Source organism: Victivallis lenta, assembly GCF_009695545.1.
Lineage (GTDB): Bacteria > Verrucomicrobiota > Lentisphaeria > Victivallales > Victivallaceae > Victivallis > Victivallis lenta.
Genome location: NZ_VUNS01000002.1, coordinates 14,902 through 32,609, shown reverse-complemented (window position 1 = coordinate 32,609; position 17,708 = coordinate 14,902). Strand labels below are relative to the sequence as shown.

At 58.8% G+C, this 17,708-nt stretch carries 17 protein-coding genes; 15 read left to right on the top strand and 2 right to left on the bottom strand.

What is annotated here, in order from left to right; genetic code table 11:
* Nucleotides 1-448 precede the first annotated feature (448 nt).
* A complete protein-coding gene (gene nrdG, locus FYJ85_RS02170; protein ID WP_106055034.1) occupies nt 449-1,063 on the bottom strand; it encodes an anaerobic ribonucleoside-triphosphate reductase activating protein in 615 nt (204 codons plus the stop codon).
* 1 nt (nt 1,064) lies between these two features.
* On the bottom strand, nt 1,065-3,398 hold the full coding sequence (locus tag FYJ85_RS02165; protein WP_106055035.1) for an anaerobic ribonucleoside triphosphate reductase: 2,334 nt from the start codon (nt 3,396-3,398) through the stop codon (nt 1,065-1,067).
* A gap of 376 nt (nt 3,399-3,774) precedes the next feature.
* Between FYJ85_RS02165 and FYJ85_RS02160 the strand changes: the two genes are divergently transcribed.
* The 15 genes from FYJ85_RS02160 (at nt 3,775) to FYJ85_RS02090 (ending at nt 17,707) form a co-directional block, all read left to right on the top strand.
* Nucleotides 3,775-4,752, top strand: a complete 978-nt coding sequence (locus FYJ85_RS02160; protein ID WP_177994603.1) for an RluA family pseudouridine synthase — start codon at nt 3,775-3,777, stop codon at nt 4,750-4,752.
* 35 nt (nt 4,753-4,787) lie between these two features.
* The gene (locus tag FYJ85_RS02155; protein WP_154416848.1) at nt 4,788-5,285 is read left to right on the top strand and encodes an LA_2272 family surface repeat-containing protein; all 498 of its coding nucleotides are present in this window, start codon (nt 4,788-4,790) and stop codon (nt 5,283-5,285) included.
* A gap of 27 nt (nt 5,286-5,312) precedes the next feature.
* Nucleotides 5,313-6,047 (top strand): hypothetical protein, encoded by a 735-nt coding sequence (locus FYJ85_RS02150; RefSeq protein WP_154416847.1) that lies wholly within the window; start codon nt 5,313-5,315, stop codon nt 6,045-6,047.
* A gap of 63 nt (nt 6,048-6,110) precedes the next feature.
* Nucleotides 6,111-6,389 carry a hypothetical protein gene (locus FYJ85_RS02145; protein ID WP_154416846.1) on the top strand — a complete coding sequence of 93 codons (279 nt, stop codon included), beginning with the start codon at nt 6,111-6,113 and terminating at the stop codon, nt 6,387-6,389.
* Entirely contained in the window at nt 6,389-7,771 is a 1,383-nt protein-coding gene (locus FYJ85_RS02140) for a DEAD/DEAH box helicase (protein WP_106055040.1), read from the top strand. The genes FYJ85_RS02145 and FYJ85_RS02140 overlap by 1 nt, the downstream gene beginning before the upstream one ends.
* On the top strand, nt 7,768-9,816 hold the full coding sequence (locus tag FYJ85_RS02135; RefSeq protein ID WP_154416845.1) for a peptidase U32 family protein: 2,049 nt from the start codon (nt 7,768-7,770) through the stop codon (nt 9,814-9,816). The genes FYJ85_RS02140 and FYJ85_RS02135 overlap by 4 nt, the downstream gene beginning before the upstream one ends.
* 497 nt (nt 9,817-10,313) lie before the next feature.
* Entirely contained in the window at nt 10,314-10,508 is a 195-nt protein-coding gene (locus FYJ85_RS02130) for a hypothetical protein (RefSeq protein WP_154416844.1), read from the top strand.
* 93 nt (nt 10,509-10,601) lie between these two features.
* Complete coding sequence (locus tag FYJ85_RS02125; protein WP_154416843.1) at nt 10,602-11,165, top strand: hypothetical protein; 564 nt, start codon at nt 10,602-10,604, stop codon at nt 11,163-11,165.
* 277 nt (nt 11,166-11,442) lie between these two features.
* Nucleotides 11,443-11,628 (top strand): hypothetical protein, encoded by a 186-nt coding sequence (locus FYJ85_RS02120; RefSeq protein ID WP_154416842.1) that lies wholly within the window; start codon nt 11,443-11,445, stop codon nt 11,626-11,628.
* Between the two features lie 55 nt (nt 11,629-11,683).
* The gene (locus FYJ85_RS02115; protein WP_154416841.1) at nt 11,684-12,970 is read left to right on the top strand and encodes a nucleotide sugar dehydrogenase; all 1,287 of its coding nucleotides are present in this window, start codon (nt 11,684-11,686) and stop codon (nt 12,968-12,970) included.
* A gap of 658 nt (nt 12,971-13,628) precedes the next feature.
* Nucleotides 13,629-14,285 carry an RraA family protein gene (locus tag FYJ85_RS02110; RefSeq protein ID WP_106055793.1) on the top strand — a complete coding sequence of 219 codons (657 nt, stop codon included), beginning with the start codon at nt 13,629-13,631 and terminating at the stop codon, nt 14,283-14,285.
* Between the two features lie 2 nt (nt 14,286-14,287).
* Nucleotides 14,288-15,514 carry an ATP-grasp domain-containing protein gene (locus FYJ85_RS02105; protein WP_106055046.1) on the top strand — a complete coding sequence of 409 codons (1,227 nt, stop codon included), beginning with the start codon at nt 14,288-14,290 and terminating at the stop codon, nt 15,512-15,514.
* Nucleotides 15,511-16,200 (top strand): amidohydrolase family protein, encoded by a 690-nt coding sequence (locus tag FYJ85_RS02100; RefSeq protein ID WP_106055047.1) that lies wholly within the window; start codon nt 15,511-15,513, stop codon nt 16,198-16,200. Before FYJ85_RS02105 ends, FYJ85_RS02100 begins: the two co-directional genes overlap by 4 nt.
* Nucleotides 16,191-16,601, top strand: a complete 411-nt coding sequence (locus FYJ85_RS02095; RefSeq protein WP_106055048.1) for a sugar 3,4-ketoisomerase — start codon at nt 16,191-16,193, stop codon at nt 16,599-16,601. The genes FYJ85_RS02100 and FYJ85_RS02095 overlap by 10 nt, the downstream gene beginning before the upstream one ends.
* Nucleotides 16,598-17,707 (top strand): DegT/DnrJ/EryC1/StrS family aminotransferase, encoded by a 1,110-nt coding sequence (locus FYJ85_RS02090; protein ID WP_154416840.1) that lies wholly within the window; start codon nt 16,598-16,600, stop codon nt 17,705-17,707. Before FYJ85_RS02095 ends, FYJ85_RS02090 begins: the two co-directional genes overlap by 4 nt.
* Nucleotide 17,708: the final 1 nt, after the last annotated feature.

The following is a 17,708-nucleotide window of genomic DNA, read 5'->3' as shown; positions in this document are numbered from 1 at the left end:
CAAAGTCCGAAACCTGTCCGGAAACGTTTCATGTAGATCGGACGGGCATAAATGTGAAAGTCGTGCGCATTGTTTGGGGAGATCTGCGCTCTAGCTTAGGCTAATGCGGCAGTGATGTCGTGTGATGAGGGCGCAGAAGTCAGCAGAGGTCATAGTAGTGTGGCAATGCACAAAGGACCGAGCTGAAGGAAAATCAAGACTGTATTTTCGAAGTTGTGGGGAAGCAGAAATTCAGGTGAGGATTCCTGAAGCCGTCGAAAGAGACATGCCCGGCAGGTATGGGGGTATCTATGGTGCATCAAACAACACAGCATTTACAGCAAAGACGATGGAACTTCGGAACCGCCGGATACGGAACCGTACGTCCGGTGGTGTGAGAGGAGGGAAATTTGAGCATCACTCAAATTTCCCTCCTTCTCGATTCAGGGAGAGAGAAGCCGATTAACGGTTATGCGTTTTCGCGCCAGCGGCCGGGAGGCATCAGGATGGCCTGGCCGGCTTTGAGGGAGGCCGGGAGGTTCAGGATGCGCTGGTTCGCGCTGCCGCGGAAGCGCAGCAGAATGTTGCGTTCCCGCTCGCGGTACGGGCCGTCGACCAGGACGTCCGCCTGCTCAAGCAGCCGGCGGACGGCCGGGTTGCGCATCTTCAGCAGCTCCTCGAACCGGTAGCCGGTGTAGATCGCAATCTCGTAGCCGGTCTCCTTCAGCAGTGCCGCCAGTTCCGCAAAGCCGGAGGGCTGTGAAAGCGGCTCGCCGCCGGAAAAAGTCACGCCGCTCACCAGCGGATTGCGGCGGATGCGTTCGAAGAGCTCCCGGGGCGTGCAGTCCCGGCCGGTCCCGAAGGCGTGCGTCTGCGGGTTGTGGCAGCCCGGGCAGCCGTGCGGACACCCCTGCGCGTAAACCACGGCGCGGAGCCCCGGGCCGTTCGTGATCGACTCGTCGTCGAATCCGGCAAGGTTGATGAGGCCGGAGCGGCCGTGAGGCGCGGCGGAAAAAACGGAGGCTGCTTCAGCGGCCTCCGGCTCCTCTTCCGACGGGCGGAATATTTTCTCCTCCGGCGTCATTTCAATTGAAGCCCACTCCGTGCTTGACGCGGGAGCGCTCCTCCGCCTGTTTCGCGTTGTTGAAGCGTTCGAGCGTTCCGACCAGATAGCCGGTGATCCGGCGGATCCGCTCGAATTTCGGCATGCCCGGCTCCTCGTGGCGGTGACACTTCGGACAGGTTTCGCCGATGATGCCGTTGTAGCCGCAGACCGGGTCGCGGTCGACCGGATGGTTGATCGAGCCGTAGCCGATTCCGGCATCGTGCATGGCGCGGACGATCGCTTCGAACGCCTCGAGGTTTTCCGCCGTGTCGCCGTCGAGTTCCACATACGAGATGTGCCCGGCGTTGGTCAGCGCGTGGTACGGCGCCTCCTTGCGGATCTTGTCGAACGCCGAAATCTTGTACCAGACCGGAATGTGGAAGCTGTTCGTGTAATACTCCTTGTCGGTCACGCCCTTGATCTCGCCGTACTTCTTGCGGTCGATCCGGATGAAGCGGCCCGAGAGCCCCTCGGCCGGCGTCGCCAGCAGCGTGTAGTTCATGCCGGTCTGCGCCGACAGGTCGTCGACGAACTTGCGCATTTTCCCGATGATCTCGAGTCCCTTGGCCTGCATTTCGTCGCTTTCGCCGTGATGATGGCCGTAGAGAGCGGTCAGCGCTTCGGCCAGCCCGATGAAGCCGATCGAAAGCGTGCCGTGCTTCAGCACTTCGCGCACTTCATCGTCCATGCCGAGCTTCTCGGAGTCGATCCAGACACCCTGGCCCATCAGAAACGGGAAGTTGCGGACCTTTTTCCGCGCCTGGATTTCGAAGCGGTCGTTCAGCTGGCCGACCACGAGGCGCATCATGTCGTACAGGCTGTCGAAGAACTTCTTTTCGTCGCCTTTCGCCTCGATCGCGAGGCGCGGCAGGTTGATCGACGTGAACGAGAGGTTGCCGCGGCCGTTCGTAATCTGCCGCTCCGGATCGTAGACGTTGCCGATCACGCGGGTCCGGCAGCCCATGTAGGCGATCTCCGTTTCGGGGTGGCCGGGCTTGTAATACTGTTTGTTGAACGGAGCATCCACGAACGAGAAGTTCGGGAAGAGCCGCTTCGCCGAGACCCGGCAGGCAAGCTTGAACAGGTCGTAGTTCGGCTCGCCCGGATTGTAGTTGATTCCCTCCTTGACCCGGAAAATGTGGATCGGGAAGATCGGGGTCTCGCCGTGGCCGAGCCCGGCTTCGGTGGCCAGCAGGACGTTCTTGATGACCATGCGCCCCTCCGGCGTGGTGTCCATGCCGTAATTGATCGAACTGAACGGCGTCTGGGCGCCGGCGCGGGAGTGCATCGTATTCAGATTGTGGATCAGCGCCTCCATCGCCTGATAGGTCGCCTTGTCGGTTTCGGGCTCGGAATCGCGCAGCGCGAACTCCTGCGCCTTTGCCGCGCGTTCGCCGCTGCCGAGCATTTCGGTCAGCCGCGCGAGTTCGCGTTCCTCATAGTCGCGGTTGCCGCCGAGCTGCGGGCCGAAATCGCTCTCTTCCCTGATTGCGGCGGCCATTTTCTTGAAGTCCTCGAGCTTGAGCTCCTTCTCGGGGGCGAGGATCTGCGCCGCCTTGAAGAGGTTCATGAGATAGAACTTCCGGTAGCTTTTCGCCACGCCCGGGGCGAGGCCGTAGTCGAAATTCACGATCGACTGCCCGCCGTGCTGGTCGTTCTGGTTGGACTGAATGGCGATGCAGGCCAGCGCCGAGTAGCTCTGAATGTCGTTCGGTTCGCGCAGAAAGCCGTGACCGGTCGAGAAGCCGCCCTTGAACAGTTTCAGCAAATCGATCTGGCAGCAGGTCGTGGTCAGGGCGTAGAAATCGAAATCATGGATGTGGATGTCGCCGGAGCGGTGAGCCTGAGCCTGCTCCGGAGTCAGCAGGTACTTCTCATAGTAGTCCTTGGCGCCTTCGCAGCCGTATTTGAGCATGACGCCCATCGCGGTGTCGCCGTCGATGTTCGCATTGTCGCGCTTCATGTCCGAGGCGTTGGCGGAGGCGTTGGTCAGCTCGTCGTAAATCTTCATGAGCCCGGTTTTCATCTCGCGGGTGCGGGTGCGCCCGGCGCGGTAAAGAATGTACTGCTTGGCGACCGATTCGTAACCGTTGCGCATCAGGGCGACTTCCACCGCATCCTGAATCTCCTCCACCTGCGGAATCCGGTCGGAGAGCCGTTCTTCGATGACCCGGCCGACCTCTTCGGCGATCCGCGGCGCATCGGCGGGATTGCCTTCGCTCGATGCGGCCATCGCCTTTAAAATTGCGCCGGCGATCTTTGATTCGTCGTACAAAGCGATTCGTCCGTCGCGTTTTACGATATTTTTCAGCATGGTGGCTCCTCCTCAAAATGGTTATCTATATCTTGTGTTGTCCCCATAAGATATCACTATGGATAGTGTCTTTCAAGTGATTTTGATAGCTATTCTTGAAAATATTTTTCCTGAAAAATGCTTGACTTTTCCGGAAAACGGGCTCCCGGAACGGCTCGAATTCCGTAAGTATTGGATGTGCAAAGCGTTTGCGGGAATTTTCGTTTTTAAGGGAATAACCGGCCGGTTAAAAATGCGGAAATTCATTTTGCTTTCCGGAGTTGACCGGCGGGGGGCGAGGGTGTATAGTAAGCAAAGCGACGCGGAAATCCATATTTTTCTGAAGAAAACGTGTGCCGGACCGCCGCGGCGCCGTCCGGCAGGGAGCGCAGGGAAGATGAAAAATCAGTTTGAGGATCTGACCCGTCGGGTCATCCGCAGTTCGATCGACTGGAGCGGCGTCGGGCTGCGGCTCGACGATTATCTGGCCGCGCGCTTCACTTACCGCAGCGCGGACGAGTGGCGCGAGCGCATTGCGCGGCGCGAGATTCTGGTCAACGACCTTCCGGCGGAGCCGGAGCGGATTCTCGCGCTGCACGACAGGCTCGAATATTTTCCGGGGGACCTTCCGGAGCCGGAAGCCGAGCTGTCGTACCGGATCGCTTACGAGGACGACGAGCTTCTGATCGTGGATAAGCCCGGCAACCTTTGCGTGCACCCTTCCGGCCCGTTCTTCCGGCATACGCTCTGGCATATGCTGTGTTCGGTTTACGGGAAAATCCATCTGGTGAACCGGCTTGACCGCGAAACCTCCGGGCTGCTGATCGCCGCGAAGAACCCGAAGGTCGCGGCGAAGCTCGGCAAACCCTCCTGGCCGGTCCGGAAGGAGTATCTCGCGCTTGTTTTCGGCTCCTTCCCGGAGCCGGTCGAGGCGTACGGCTTTCTGGTGCGGGATACGGCGAGCCCGGTCCGCAAGAAGCGCCGGTTCGTCGCCGGGGAACGTCCTCCCGCCGGAGCTGTGGAGATCGAGTCGGCAAGGACGCTTCTCTGCCCGGAGAAGCCGGGCCGGAAGTTCAGCATGGTGCGGGCCGTTCCCGAAACCGGGCGGCTCCACCAGATTCGCGCCACGCTGTTCTCGCTCGGGTTTCCGCTGCTGGGAGACAAGTTGTACGGGCCGGACGACTCGATCTATCTGAAGATCCGTTCCAACGCCATTACGGACGAAGACCGGGCCAGGCTCGTGCTGCCGCGCCAGGCGCTGCATTCGGCCCGTCTTGAGCTGCGCCATCCGCTTTCCGGAGAGACCGTCGTCGCGGAATCTCCGCTCCCCGCGGATCTTTCTGCTTGCAATCTCGGAGATATCGGCTTATATTAACCCATCCTTTAACTAAAACAGGAGGAGAAGAGAGTATGAAAAATTTTTTTCTGATGTCGATGTTCGCGCTGCTGGCGTTCGGCGCGGCGGCGGCCGAACCGGCGGCTCCGGCGGAAGCCGTCAAGGCTGAGCCGGTCAAGGCTTACACGCTGCCGCCGCCGGTCTACCCGTGGACGTTCATCAATCTGCAGTTCTTTCCGGGCGTCCCGACCGACGCCGGGTATATGCAGACCAACGGCGTCAAGGTCGGCGCCCCGGTCAGCGCGGGCGAAGCTCCGGTCTACGGCGTCGAGGCATCGGTGCTCTGGGCCGGCACCGACGAAGTGAACGGTCTGCAGTGCAGCCTCATCGCCTGCGATGCGCAGGAGGTGACCGGCATTCAGTTCTCACTGGTCAACATGTCGGTCAAGGTCTGCGGGCTTCAGCTCGGAATCGTGAACTTCGCCGATGACGAGACGTTCCAGATCGGTCTCCTGAATTTCATCGAGAACGGCCCGGTCTTCTGTCTGCCGATCGTCAATTTCAATTTCTGAAGCGTTACGAAAGAGGAGTAAACCATCATGAAAAAATATCTGTTGTCCGCATTGATGCTCGGCTGCACCGTCGGGATGTTCTCCGCCGCGGCGGCTCCGGTTCCGGAACCGCGCGTTCAGGCGAAGGAACTCTATTACAATGATCCGGATGTCCCGCAGCCGCTGGACAAATGGACGATTTTCCAGCTCGTTTTCCTGCCGAACGTGCCGAATTCGACCTGGAATTCGAATGTTTTCGGCCTCAAGACCGGCTGGGTCGCCTCCGGTGGCATCGGTTCCGTCTACGGTCTGGAGGTGTCGTGGGTCTATTCGGGCACCGACACGATCAACGGCGCGCAGGCCAGCTGGGTCATCGTCAAGAGCAAGGACCTGAACGGCGTTCAGGCCGCGTTCGTGACGACCCTGAATACCGGCTCCCTGAACGGTCTTCAGGCGACCGGGCCGTATGCGCTGGCCGGTGATGTGCAGGGCGCCCAGTTCGCGCTGATTTCGCAGGCCGGGAACTTCACCGGCATTCAGGGCGGTCTCGCGCTCGCGCTGTCGAAGGGCTTCACCGGCTTCCAGGCCGGCGCGGTCAGCATTGCCGACGGTCCGTTCACCGGCATCCAGTGCGGCTTTGTGAACATGGCCGGAGAAAAGGGCGGCTCGCTGCAGCTCGGCCTCTTCAATATGACGGACGGCAAGGGAATGCAGTTCGGATTCATCAATTACAGCAAGGATGCGTGGATTCCGGTATTCCCGATCCTGAACTTCAACTTCTGATCGACCCGTCCGGCCGGAGGAGTTCCGTCTTCCGGCCGGAGAACAGGAAGGAGAGCGGCTTGAATGCGTGACCCGGAAGACGATCCCCGGCTGAAGGAGTTGCTCCGGCAGGTCGAGGCGGTGGATATCCCGGACTATCCCGACTGGAAGAAGGGGCGGCGCTGGGGGCTCACCGCCGGCGTCGCCGTCGGAATCCTGATCGTGCTGTTCCTTCTGGTCTGCGGCCGCCTGGAGCATTTCGGCCGGCGGCTGGCGCAGTACGGCTGGACTGCGGCGATCATCGCAATTACGGTGTTTCTGGTCGTCTGGGCGATCGGGTCGTTCCGTCCGCAGAAGCTGTGATGAAGCCGGTCCTTTCGTTCGAAGCCGGAACCCTGGCGCTCTCCGGCGTCAGCCGCGATGCTTTGCCGGATAAGTTGCTCCGGCTTTTCCGTTATGATGACAGAACCCGGAATTTCCGCGGCAGAGGCTGCGATTACGCCCCGATCGTCATCGCTTTTCAGGAGTCCGGCATCGAGATCGACGACCGGGCCCGCGCCTTTGCTCCCATCGAAGATCTTTCGCTCGCCGTCGAGCTTGTCCCGCGCCCTCACCAGACGACGGCGTTCAACGCCTGGCGTTCCGGGCTCTACCGGGGCGTGGCCGCGCTGCCGACCGGCAGCGGCAAGACCGTGCTGGCCGTCATGGCCACCGCATACCTGAAGCGTCCGGCGATCTATCTCGTGCCGACGCTCGATCTGCTCGGGCAGTGGGTCGGCGTGCTCGAACACTTCTTTCAGCGTGAAATCGGCATGCTCGGGGGAGGGGAGCACACGATTCGCGAACTGACCGTCAGCACTTATGATTCGGCTGTGCTGAACATGGAGTTCATCGGCGGCCGTTTCGCGCTGCTGGTGGCGGACGAATGCCACCATCTGCCGGGTCCCGAAACACGTCTGGCCGCCGCCATGTCGATCGCACCGTACCGGCTCGGATTGTCGGCAACGCCCGAATTGCCGGACGATCGCGCCGCCGTGCTGGAGGACCTGCTCGGCCCGATCGTCTGCCGGATCGAGATCGGCGACCTTGAGGGCAAGGTGCTCTCCCGTTACCGGACGATTCCGGTGCCGGTGGAACTCGACCCGGACGAGGCGGAGGCGTATGAGCGCAACCGCAGAATCTATACCGATTTTCTGGCCGCGAACCGGTTGAATTTCCGTTTCAAATCGGAGTGGGGCCGGTTCCTCGGGCTCTGCGCCCGGCTGCCGGGCGGCCGCGATGTGTTCCGCGCCTTTCTCGAACAGCGCCGCATCGCGCGCGGCGGGGAGGCGAAGATCCGCATGGTCTGGGAGATCGTGAACCGCCACGCCGGGGAGCGGATCATCATCTTCACCGCCGACAATGCGGCCGCTTACGACCTCGGGCGCCGCTTCTGCTGGCCTGTGATCACCCACCGGACGAAGCCGGGCGAGCGCAAGGAGTTCCTCGATCTGTTCCGCGCCGGAACCTATACCGTGCTTGTGACGAGCAAGGTGCTGAATGAAGGTGTTGACGTTCCGGCCGTGGCGGTCGGGATCATTCTCTCCGGTTCGGCGAGCGTCCGGGAGCATGTGCAGCGGCTGGGCCGCATCCTGCGTCCGGCTCCCGGCAAGGAACAGGCGCTGCTGTATGAGCTGGTCAGCGCCGGAACCAGCGAAGAGGGAGTCAGCGCCCGCCGCCGCGAACACAAGGCATACCGGAAATGAAACCGGCGGCAACTCCCGAACTGCTGGCTCCGGCCGGAAACCTCGAGACGGCGCTCGCCGCCTACGATGCCGGGGCCGACGCCGTTTATTGCGGGCTCGGCAAGTTCAACGCGCGCGAACGGGCGCAGAACTTCACTCCGGATTCGCTCGCCCGGCTGCTTGATTACGCCCACGGCCGCGGACGGAAGCTCTACCTGACGCTGAATACGCTGGTGAAGGAGACGGAACTTTCCGAGGTTGCGGCGTATCTGGCCGAACTTGCGAAGCTGCGGCCGGATGCGCTGATCGTGCAGGATCTCGGTGTGCTCAACCTGGCGCGGGAGTATTTTCCGTCGCTCGTGCTTCACGCTTCGACGCAGATGGGAATTCACAACTCGGCCGGAGTCGCGGCGGCGGCCCGGCTCGGAATCCGCCGCGTGATCCTCGAGCGGCAGGTTACGCTCGACGAGCTGCGGAAAATCGCGGCGCGTTCCACGCTCGAACTTGAGGTGTTCATTCACGGGTCGCTCTGCTGTTCGCTTTCCGGGCAGTGTCTGCTCTCGTCGGCACTGGGGGGCTGGAGCGGCAACCGCGGCAAGTGCAAGCAGCCGTGCCGCAGAATATATGATGCGGCCGGCCGTTCCGGATTCCTGCTCTCCCCGCGCGATCTGTACGGTGTGCCGCTGCTGCCGGAGCTGAGGCGGATCGGGGTCGCTTCGCTGAAGATCGAAGGGCGGCTCCGTTCGCCGGATTATGTCTGGAAAACCGTGAAGGCCTACCGGCTGCTGCTGGACGGACCGGTCGATTCCCCGCCGGAACTGCTGCTGGAAGCGGAGAAGCTTCTGCGGTCGACGGCGACGCGGCGGCCGTCGAACGGTTTTTATTTTGCGAACGAATACAGCTCCCTGATCGATGCCGGGCGGCTTGGTTCCTTCGGTGTGGCGGCGGCGAAAGTCGGGAAGTACGCGCGTGCCGGGCTGTCTGTTACGGCGTTGGAACGGCTCCATCTCGGCGACCGGCTCCGGCTGGTGCCGCCCGAGGGCGGGGAAGGGGAGAGCTTTACGCTGATCGACCTGCGGTTTCAGGGAAAAAGCGCGGTGAAGGTCCGGGCCGGGGCGAACTGTTTCATCCCGGGGGAGTTCCGGGCAGAACCGGGCTGGCTGCTCTACAAGATCGGGGAGAACGGTTACGATTTCAGCCGCCAGGCCGCGGCGCTTCCTCCCGGGCGTCATCCGCTCGCCGTTTCGCTGCGCCTGACGGCGGCGGAGTGGACGGGAACGATTGCGGAGCTGCCCGGGGAATGCTGGCGTCGCGCCGTCGATTTCGCTCCGGCCGGAAAGCGGCCGTTCACTGCCGGAATCGCGGCGGCGGAATTTGCTTCGGCTGTCCCGGAGCCGTGGTCGGCGCCGGAGGTCGAAGCCGTGGTGGAGGGCGCGTTCTTCGTCCCGGCGAGCCTCCTCAAGACGCTGCGGCGTGAATTCTGGGAGTGGGCGGCGCAGAGGTTGCGGCCGGAAAACCTGCGCCCCGAGCTGGCCGAAGCGCTGTACCGTTTTTACCGCGACAGCCGTGCGTTGCCGGGGGAGGTTCCTCCTGCTCCGGAAGGGGAGCGGATGATCCTGCCCGGATTCACGCCTGAGGCGGAACTTCCGGCGCTGCGGAAAAGGCTCCGGGCGGCCTGCGATTCGGGCGTCCGCGTGTTTCAGATCGGAGCGCTGCACGGGCTGGAGCTTCTGCGGGAATTTCCCGATGTGCGGATTATCGCGGGTTTTCCGCTGCCGGTCTGCAATTCGGAGGCGGTGCGTGAGCTGAAATGCCGGGGCGTGTGTGCGGTCGAACCGTTTGCTGAGCTGGATGAAGAAGCGCTTGCCGCCTTCCGGGAAAAGTCTCCGCTGCCGCTGGTCGAATCGGACCGTTCCGGCGCGGCGCTGCTCGTCACCAGGCTTGAGCTGCCGGGTTCTGCATGGACGGACGGGCGCGGCAGGCGCTTCCGGGTTGTGCGGGGAAACGGCCTTTCGAAGCTTTACGTCGCGGAGCCGGTCGATTTCAGGAAGAATGAGTGGAAATGATGCGCATGCCGGCGTGCCGCTCCGCGAAAAACAGCGCGGCAGGCGCCCCGCGGCGGATCGTTTCCATGCTTTGCGGAGCCTGAAGAACGCCATGCGTCCGTGCGGTTTCGGATTTCGACGCCGTCCGCGATGATGAAGCCGGTGCTGGAACCTGTGTTTCCTGTGAGGTCGACCGATTTGGCGGAGAGGACCTGGCCGATTACTTCCGATTGTCTGCGTTAAACGAGCCGGATAACAGGCTGCTGCCCGGCAGCATGAACGGTTGCCGTGAGAGCTGCGGCGGAATGATTCAGAGAGAGGAAAAACGTTGACGGCAGTGAAGAAAGCCGTATTTTTCAGTGCTGCATATGTTGACATTACGGGAAATTACGCTATAATATTAATCTGAAGAAAATTAACAGGGACAAGGGAACAGCGAAGTGATGATTTCAGCAGCGATGCCGGCTACGGTATTTTTGTGTTCCCGCTCCCGGAAAACAGTTGCGGAGGAGTCCGCAATGCTTGATGGCGCCGGTCATCGGATCGGATTTTCTGCAGGCAGGTTGCATGCCGGGATTCAGGCAGGGGCTTCGCCCTGTTCCGATTCCCGGAACGAATATAAAAAAATCCAGCTTTGTGTCGTTGAGAGGTTTTTTGTCTCTCCGGCGGCATTTTGCCATTCAGAAAAAGACAGCCGCGAATTCCAGTTCTGAACGGAATGCGGCTGTCTTTCGTATTTGCGATAGCTTTAGAACCCCTAAAAGCTATCGCTTCGCGCTGCCCGGATTACTTGTTTTGAGGTGACAATGGAAGAACACTTGGATGATGATATCTACAGCGATTTACTCAGGGTTCATGAAGGAAGCGCTTGGATGTATTTCAAATCCAAGTCTCTTTGCGAGATAAAGTTATACGAGGCATTAAAAGCACAGAACGTCATCTGTTATTTGCCGTTGATTAAAAAGACAACCGAATACCAGCATCGCATCTATACGAGAATGGTTCCCATGTTCGGGGGAGGATACGTTTTTGCTTCCATTGTTCGTCACGGCTTCGATTTAACACGAATTAACAGAAACCTTCTGAAGGTTTTCTATCTGAATGATTATGATTCTGCAAGTCTGTTGAAAGATTTGCGAACGGTCCGGAAATATGAAATTTTAGCGCAGACTCACAAAGTGGAAGTTATGACGAACCTGCAAATCAATGATCCGGTCGTCATAACGAAAGGTTATTTGAAAGGTGAGGTCGCCCAAATTAAACGGTTTAAAAATCATGAGACCGTTGTTGTGCAGCTTGCCGCCATACCGGTTGTTATGACGGTTGAGCTGCCGGTCGATTTTGTAAACCGCAAAGATTTCTGTTTGTGAATCGTTCTGTCTTTCGGAGAACGCGGTTCGGCAGCCGCTTACGGATCGATATCATGGAAGCTGCGTTTCTGCGGCCTGTGGCCGGGAAGGCAATTCCATTGCCGAATGCTGCCTGAATGCGTTCCGTTCTATTGATTCCCTCCCGGTTGCGGCGGCGGAATCATCAGACAGACGGAAGCGCTTTGCCGGCGGGAACGGCTTTCTGAAACGCGCGATGCGAATCGGCAAAACCTCCTCCGGCTTCCGGCAATCGGTTCCGGAGAGCTGATCGCCGGGCATGAAGTTCGCGCGGTCAGGCGGTCCTCTCGTTTTGCGCGGTCAAGCCGGCAATGGACATCTGCAGGCTGAATTCGACGGCGCTTTCGTAACGCTGTTTTTTCAACAGGTTGAAAATAATCTCCTTTCTGGTATCTCGAGAATAGTTTCTGAGGTGATGAAACGGATTGTTGACGCCATAAAATGAAATTTGCAAAGAACATTGAAACCAAAACATACTTATTTTCAGGGGAGCCGGAAGTATGCTGTTGAAAATTAAGAGTGGAGAGATAAAAATCGGCTTGATCGGGCTCGGTTACGTGGGGTTGCCGCTGGCGGTCGAATTCGGCCGGAAGTATGACACCGTCGGTTTCGATGTGAAACCGGAACGCCTGGAAGCATTGCGCCGGGGGGAAGATACGACGCTCGAAACCTCATCGGAGGACTTGAAAGCCGCGATTCGCCTGAAATACTCCGGCGACCCGGCCGACCTGAAAGACCGGGATATTTTTATCGTGACCGTGCCGACGCCGGTGGATCAGTACAACCGCCCGGATTTGACGCCGTTGTATAAAGCGAGCGAAACCGTCGGCAAGGTGATGAAGCCGGGAGCGATCGTCGTTTACGAGAGCACGGTATATCCGGGCTGCACCGAAGAGGAGTGCGTGCCGGTTCTGGAAAAATTCAGCGGCCTGAAATTCAACACCGACTTCTTCTGCGGATACAGCCCGGAACGGATCAATCCCGGCGACAAGGAACATACTCTGACGAAGATTCAGAAGATCACCTCCGGTTCGACGCCGGAGACTGCCGATATCGTCGATGCGCTTTACGGCAGCATTCTGAAGAACGGGACGCACCGGGCCAGTTCAATGAAGGTCGCGGAAGCCGCGAAAGTGATTGAAAATTCGCAGCGGGATTTGAATATCGCTTTTGTGAACGAGCTGGCGAAGATCTTCCGCCTGATCGGAATCGATACGAACGATGTGCTGGCCGCGGCGGGAACGAAATGGAACTTCCTGAAATTCAAACCGGGTTTAGTCGGGGGACACTGCATCGGCGTCGATCCGTATTATCTGACCCATAAGGCGCAGGCGCTGGGCTACCTGCCCGAAGTGATTCTCGCCGGCCGCCGCATCAACGACGGCATGGGCAAATACATCGTAGCCGAGATCGTTAAACTGATGATCAGGAAAGAGCGCAAGATACTTGGAGCGAAAGTGCTCCAGCTTGGAATCACCTTCAAGGAAAACTGTCCGGACATTCGCAACAGCCATGCGGTTGACGTCGTCAGGGGGCTGCGGGAGTTCGGTTGCGATGTGGATATTTTCGATCCGTGGGCGGAACCGGAGGAGGTTGAGAAATTCTACGGTCTGAAATCCGTGAAGAATGCGGATGTATTGCGCTTCGGCGTTTACGATGCGGTTGTGCTCGCCGTGGCACACCGCGAATTTACGGACATGGATGTGACGAAGTTTTGCGATGGCAACGCGGTGGTGTTCGACATCAAAGGGAGCCTGCCGCGGGAAGTTGTGGACGGCAGGCTGTAGGCAGCCGTTCCGGTGTGACGCAGCGTTTCCGCCGGGAAACGAAAAATAGTCACCGCCGTGTCCGGATTCCGAATTGATTGAAGAGGCATTTGCAGCATTGCCGGCGGCACGGAGATCTGTATGATAACGGCATCCTGTTCCTCGGGTGTTATGGCTGTCTGACCGATTCATCGGGGAAGGCTCCTCCACTGTAAAATCTGCATTTCCGGTGCCTCGAGCCGCGTTCCGGCGAGTTTCGAGGCACCGGAATTGTTGCGGAAACTGATGCGCCGCGGCTGCAGGACGTGATTTGGGAAACCGGCACCCGCACGGGAAGGGGGCCTGTTGTTTCCGGCCTGCGCCAGACAAGGCATTTTTAAGCGATTATTCATTCAAAGCTTATCAGCTGATAAGTTCTTAAACTCCTTTTTACTTTAAGCCGGCGGCATCGGGTGATTCCGGTCATGCCCGCTTTGTGCTTGAGGTGAAAGAACGGCAGCGGTTCCGTTCCCGCTGCGGATTGTTTTCTGATCGTGAACCAGGGACCGTATGATGACGCGGGAATTCCGGCGTTGGATTGCTTCGCCTGAAATCTGACATACAGCCGCCGGCAGCTGCGATGGCCGGCAGCCGGGAACAAGAGAGCCGTTTTGCGGAATCGACACAGAGGATATCGAAAATGAGTGAAATACAAAAACAGATTTTAGACTTTCTGAAACGGAATCGGGTATCTACCACGGAAGTCGCCGATTGTCTGGGGAAAACGGGAGTGCTGGACGATATTCATCCGGTCAACTCCGGCATGTACAGCGTGGGAGTCATCCACTACATCTACGGCCACAGCGAAAGCAACTGGAGCATCCACGAGCAGGCCCGGGACGTTCGGGAAGGCGAGGTCGTCCTGATGGACGGAATCCATGTCAACAAGCGTGCGCTGGCCGGGGAACTGATCTGCAAGTTCCTCATCTACTACAGGATGGCGGCGGCGGTCGTGGGGATGGGACACATGCGAGACGCCAACGACCTCATCAAAAACCGGTTCCCCGTCTGGTGCCGGGGCGTGACGCCGGTCGGTTGTTTCAACAACCATGTTGAGGAGTCGGAGGACGTGAAGCGGATTGTCGCTGAGCGCCGTGCAAAATACGACGGCGGCATCGCCGTTTGCGACGACACGGGCGTCGTTGTGATTCCCCGCGATATGATCGGACCGGAATTTTTAACCCGGCTTGAGAATATTGAGAAGCAGGAAGATATCTGGTTCAACTGCATCGATTTTAAGAAGTGGGACACATATGACACCGTATGCCTTAAGCGTTATCTTGAAGAGGACGAATAGTTATGGGCAAACCGATATTTTTGCTGTTCGGCGGCAATCAGTTGAACTTCGGAGTTCTGAACAAGTTTCAGAAAAAGGGATATCTGGTATATGTGATCGATTGGAATGAACATCCCCAGATGACCGGCGACCGGCATTACCGCCTTGACGTCAAATACGCCGGGCCGATTATTGAAGCCCTGAAACGGGATGGAAGCTGGCCGGATGTGAAATTCGGTTACACCTCCATCGATCTGGCGGTTCCCGCGCTGGCGGAAGTTCACCGGGCCCTCGGGCTGAAGACCATTTCCGACTCCGGGCTGGAAAATTCCAGCTCAAAATGCCGGATGACCGCCCGCTGGCGGGAACTCGGATTGCTGAACCGGGAGGCGCGGCAGTATCGGCACTGTGAAGATTCCGTGTTTGAGCTTTCGAAGCGGATGGATATCATCATCAAGCCGGACAACTCCGCTTCTTCGCGCGGAATAACCATCATCACCCGGGGAACCGCCGGGGATGAGGTGCGCCGTGCCTTCGAAAAGGCGCAGGCGGAAGCCTCCGACCGGCTGGTGACGGTCGAGGAGTTTGTGGTCGGCCGGGAGTATACCGTGGAAATGCTTGGCGATGCCGACGGGCATGTCAGTGTATATGCCGTCTCCCGCAAAACGCACACGGAAAACGCGGTTCGCAATAAAATCGCGGTCAAGCTCCATTACAACTGCGAGCCTGATGATTTGCAGCGGAAGATTGCGGATTATGCCGTTCGCTGTTACAAGGCGCTCGGTTTTTCCTGTTCGCTGGGGCATCTGGAAATTCTGCTGAAACCGGACGGGACGCTCTCTCCGGTGGAAATCGGAGCGCGTTCCAGCGGCTGTATCGCTTCGGACCTGGTGGATATTGTTTCGGGCCGGGATTTTCTCAAGGATTGGTTCGATGTGTTGAACGGCGGGTCCGTGCCGGATGGGCTGAGGCCGCAGAGCACGCGAAGTTCCATGTTTTTCTTCTATGACCTGCCGGCCGGGGCCCGCATTGTACGGAGATGCAATCTGCTGGATTTTACCGATGAAGCTGTGTCCTCGCGGTTCTGGGATCGTTCCAGATTGACGGAAGGCTATCAGGTGCCGTTGATCGGCAGCGACAATGAGCGGATCGGCTATGAAATTCTGGAAGGTCCCAAGTCGCTGATGACGGTGGAATATATCAAAGAGGCCGAGCAGAAGATGCTTGAGGCGATGGTTGGCCGTCAATGATTTTTTACGATGCCCATCTGCATTGCCGGGGCAATGAGGCCGGCGGCTTTTTCGTCGGACTGGAAGGCGTGCCTGTTGTCGCGGGAACGCTGGACAACCGGCAGGTTCTCGCGCTGCACCGTCCGGAGGAGCGGTATCTCGGTTTCCATTACGTTGCTGCGGGAGAGCTTCAGGAGAAATTTTCGCACCGGCTGCTGAAGTACCACCCGCGGCGGGAGAAGTATTCTCCGGCGGAAGTGGAGGCGTCCATCCGGCTGAACCGTCCGGCTGCGGTCATGCTTGACACGCTGAACGAGCCGTACTGGCAGCCGGGCGACTACTGGAGAATCGCCCGGGCGTTTCCGGAAATCCTTTTCATCTTCGCCCATTCCGGAGGATATCTGATTCAGGATTTCATCAAGATTTGCCATTTTCAGCCGAATATCTATATCGATTTTGCACTGACCCATACCATGCTGGCGTGTTATGGCCGCAGGCCGGAGGGGCTGCCGTATATCGACGAGGCGATTGTCTACAGTCTGCATGCGCCGTTTCGCAGGCGGGTTCTGCTCTCTTCCGACACGCCGTTTTTCGATCAGGCCGGGGTGGTCGAATATTACCGTAATCTGGATGCGCTGGATTTGTTGAACGAGAATTTCATAACGTGTTTTACGCAAGTGATGGAGAAATTGCAAGAATGTCATTAGAGGAGTGCCGGATCATTGAAATTCCCAGTTTCAGCGACAGTCGAGGCGATCTTTGCGTGCTGGAAAAGGGCGATGTGCTTCCGTTTGAGATCAAGCGGATTTTTTATACTTACAATGTTCCGCCGTCGGAATCGCGGGGAGCGCATGCCCACAAAAAATGCCATCAGTTCCTGATTGCGGTTTCCGGTGCGGTACGGGTGATTGCCGAAGACGGGCGTTCGCGCAAAGAGTTCTGCCTGGATGAGCCGACCCGGGGCGTATTGCTTCCGGCCGGAGTATGGGGCATTCAATACGGGCATACTCCGGGAGCGGTACTGCTCGTGCTGGCGTCGGAACGTTATGACGCCGCGGATTATATCCGGCGGTATGAAGATTATATGGAGTATGTGAACGCACAATGAAAGTCCCGTTTTTAGACTATCGCGTGGTCAATGAGCCTCATTTTGCCGCGTATCAGGACGCCATCCGCAGGGTATTGGAATCCGGATGGTACATCCTGGGAAAAGAGGTGGAGGCATTCGAGGCAGAATATGCCGCCTATGTCGGAACCCCGTACTGTGTCGGAGTCGCCAACGGGCTTGACGCCCTGATTCTAATTCTGGAAGGCTACAAGGCAATGGGGCTCATGCGCGACGGCGATGAGGTGATCGTTCCGTCGAATACTTACATCGCATCGATTCTCGCCGTTTCGCGGGCCGGACTGACGCCGGTGCCCGTGGAGCCGGATCTCTCAACATATGAACTTGATCCGGCCCGGATCGAAGAGGCCGTTACCCCCAGAACCAGGGCGATTCTGCCGGTTCATCTCTACGGGCAGTGCGCCGACATGAGCGGCATCGTGCCGATTGCCCGCAAATACGGCCTCAAGGTCATTGAGGACGGAGCCCAGTCGCATGGCGCTGCGCATGGCGGTGTAAAATCCGGCGCCCTGGGGGATGCCGCGGCACATAGTTTTTATCCCGGAAAAAACCTCGGGGCGGTCGGCGGCGATGCCGGTGCCGTCACCACCGGCGATGCGGAATTGGCCGGGGCGATCCGGGCCCTGCGGAATTACGGTTCCGATTACAAGTATCACAACCTCTATAAAGGCTATAACAGCCGTCTGGACGAAATTCAGGCGGCGATGCTGCGGGTGAAGCTTTCCCATCTGGATGAGGAAAACGGCAGGCGCCGGGAAGCGGCGGCGGATTATCTGGCGGGAATTCATAATTCCGCAGTCGTTCTGCCGGTGGTTGGCAAGGCGAATGAACATGTCTGGCATATTTTTGCCGTCAGGGTCCGGCGGCGTGACGCTTTCCAGGCTTATCTGAGCGAAAACGGGATTGGCACGGTCATCCACTATCCCATTCCTCCGCATCGCCAGCCCGCTTATGCCGAGTGGCGGGACCGCCGCTATCCGATCAGTGAAAAGATTCATGCCGAAGTGATCTCCCTGCCGATGGGGCCGGCGCTGACCCGCATGGAACGCGAGGCGGTGATTGCCGCCGTCAACGCCTGGCAGGAGTAAA